Here is a 2,916-nt window from a genome sequence, read left to right as displayed (position 1 = left end):
GGTGCTTTCCGCCGGTCAATCCATGTGAGCAGGGATGCATCTGTCAGCTGCTCCCGGAGCGTGCCGGGCAGGAGAGGTCGGTTGTCTTCTTCCACTTGCGTCACGTGAACCTGGTAAATGGTCTGCGCTATACCGGCAGTCACTTCCTGCTCGGCCTCCAGGCAGAAGTGAACCAGAGGAATATCCTTCCGCCGCAGCGTGTAATGTGCAAGTACCGCCATGTTGTCATCTCCTTTCGTATTGGTACAAACTGACTGATACTTACATTGTACTACGGATAGCAGAAGCGTTCAACGGCATTTGTCGTGCGTGTGACAAATCTAACTAATATACAAAAAATTAGGAAAACTAAAAGAGATACTACCGACTAGCGACATATTGTGCTATAATCAAGGTAGTGTTGATCTTGTAATAGAAGAGCGGCCGATGTTTCGAACCATCAGCCTTCCTTTTCTTACCAAGATTGAAGAAAGCGCGAGGTTCTTTTGCCTAGCCTTACGTGTGGATTACTTCAACAACGGCCCTGCGATGTCCATCATGGACATCGCAGGGCTTTTTATCGTGCCATGAAATAAATTGACGGCTTGCGCGGAAATATCTTGCGTAGAATGGAATGAGACGTGAGATGGAGGAGCGCAGGCTATGAAGATAAAACTCATCGTGATGATTACGCTTCTGATTCAGCTGGTCTGCATGTCCGTTGCATGGGCTGAGTCAGAAGATCTTTCGGAGATGGATAAACAGGCAGGAGGCGGCGGAGCCGGGACGATGATCTGCCCGGTGCAGGGCAGTTGGACACTGACTTCCCCGCAGGGATGGCGTATCCATCCGATCTATGGCGTCCGCAAGTATCATTCCGGGGCTGACTTGGCGGCGGAGCAAGGGACGCCCATTGTTGCCTGTCAATCCGGTACTGTAGTATATGCCGGATGGATTGACGGATACGGCAATGCGGTCATCATTGACCATGGTGCTGGCGTCACCAGCCTCTATGGTCATAATTCTGAGTTACTGGTTTCAGCCGGACAGAAAGTAAGTCAAGGCGACCGGATTGCCTTATGCGGTTCGACGGGCAATTCCACCGGGCCGCATTGTCACTGGGAAGTGCGTATCAATGACCATCCAGTCGACCCTGGACTGTTTTGCCCGGAAGTCGAACAAGCTGAGATGGCCTATGATCCGAACCATGTCCCAGAGCGTGCAGACGGCGTAGACAGTATTGACGGAAAGGCGACGTTTGAAGTGTCGGCAGACTTTGCAAAACCGCTGCGGGACATCAGCAATAAATTCGTCGATGCCATCACGGCAGCGATGAAGCTCATCAAGAACGTCGTCTACAAGATCTTCATGGCACTCCTGACCATGGATCTTGTCATCGGCCTGGCGTGGCGCAGCTTCGGCTCAGAAGGAAACGATGATTTTGCCAACTGGGTCATCTACCGCGTGGTCATGTACGGCGTCATGATGTTCCTCCTGGCAAACTGGGGGGACATTGTCGGCGGACTGGCCATGCATGGATTCCCTGCGCTTGGCAGCATCGCAGTCGGCGCAACGCCAGACGAAGCGGCGAAGATTCTGTCCGATCCGACCGCCATCATCCAGAAGGGCTTGTATATCATCGAGCCAATCATCAATGAGGCCATGAAAATCAAGGGATTGCTGGATCTCGTCAATCATGCGGTCACATCGGCACTATGCCTGGTCTTTGGTATCGCCTTCCTGGCACTTTTCCTGCTGATTGGCCTCCAGATCATGAAGGCATATCTCGAGTTCTATTTCGTCATCCTGTTCAGCTTCACGGGCTTCTTGTTCTCAGGCATCAAATACACGCGCAAGTACGGTTCGAACTGCATCAATGCAGTTTTTGCGGTATCCATCAACCTGATGTTCTTCTGTATGTTCGCCTTCTTGCTAAACTATACCATGGAGAATATGTCCGTAGGCTCGTTCATCGAGACACGGACAATAGATGCCGGAGCTTCCAGTAGCACGCTGCCGCCAGGGATGATTGCTTCTTCTGGGGGCAGAACGGAAGGCGTCGACATTTCCGGCAGACCGAAAGCAGAAGTTGCCTACCGGGTTCAACAAATCCTGAAAGAGGAATACGGACGCGATCTCCGGGCTGATTTCATCTGGGCGCAGATGGCTCACGAATCCGGTGTCAATATGGATAGTCAGCTGGCCGTTCAGTATCACAATTATGCCGGTATGGGATATGATGGCTCAGATTATAGGTATTATGCAAATGATGAAGAATTTGCAGAGGACTTTGCCAGGACATTGAATGCCTATGCAGAAGATGGCTTGTTCGAGGCCAAGACGCCAGCTGAATATGCACAGGCTCTGAAGCATGGTGGCTATTACAGCGCAAGCGTAGAAGAGTATACGAACGACATGGTGTCATTGCTCAACGGCACAAGCTCGGTCACGCAGACTATGCTGAATCTGTTGCTCCTGCTGAAACTGCTGCTGGTACTCTTGACGTTCATCTTCTTTGCGGATCGCATCTCGAAGCGCATCATGAAGCAGTTTGGCAGTCCTGGTTTCCATTTGACGAATGAATGAGGAGGGCGTGGCGATGATTAAGACGATATTGAAGCGTGTAGGATGTTTGTTCCTGGTGATCGTGATGGGCGTCACGGGCTTTTGCGTGGGGTATGGCGTTGTGTTTGCACATATCGTCCCCGGCTGGGATCGCCCGTTTGATCCGCCGAACTACTATGACCCGGATCGGATTTCCTGGGCAGATACCAACAATCCATCCTTTTTCTTCCGGGATCTCGGCTGGCAGGGAGGCAAGGTCTATGATCACTCGCGGGATATCCAGTCTGCCTATGAGAAAGAGAATATCCTGGGCTGGCTGAAACTCCTGCTGGAAAACATGGCCTTGCAGCTCAAGAACCATAAGCCGCTGGA

The 2,916-nt window shown here is 51.5% G+C and carries 2 protein-coding genes and 1 pseudogene; 2 read left to right on the top strand and 1 reads right to left on the bottom strand.

Annotated elements, in window-relative coordinates:
• Nucleotides 1-221, bottom strand: a 221-nt coding sequence (locus tag ACI4OH_RS01570; protein ID WP_439784016.1) for a hypothetical protein, incomplete at its 3' end; no start/stop codon positions are given.
• A 442-nt stretch (nucleotides 222-663) separates the two neighbouring features.
• On the opposite strand from ACI4OH_RS01570, the gene ACI4OH_RS01565 reads away from it, so the two are divergent.
• A complete protein-coding gene (locus ACI4OH_RS01565; protein ID WP_439784017.1) occupies nucleotides 664-2,565 on the top strand; it encodes a peptidoglycan DD-metalloendopeptidase family protein in 1,902 nt (633 codons plus the stop codon).
• 13 nt (nucleotides 2,566-2,578) lie between these two features.
• Nucleotides 2,579-2,916: pseudogene (locus ACI4OH_RS01560) on the top strand (hypothetical protein); the annotation flags it as partial.

This window comes from Mitsuokella apri (assembly GCF_051886055.1).
Lineage (GTDB): Bacteria > Bacillota > Negativicutes > Selenomonadales > Selenomonadaceae > Mitsuokella.
This window is presented reverse-complemented; position numbering and strand designations above follow the sequence as displayed.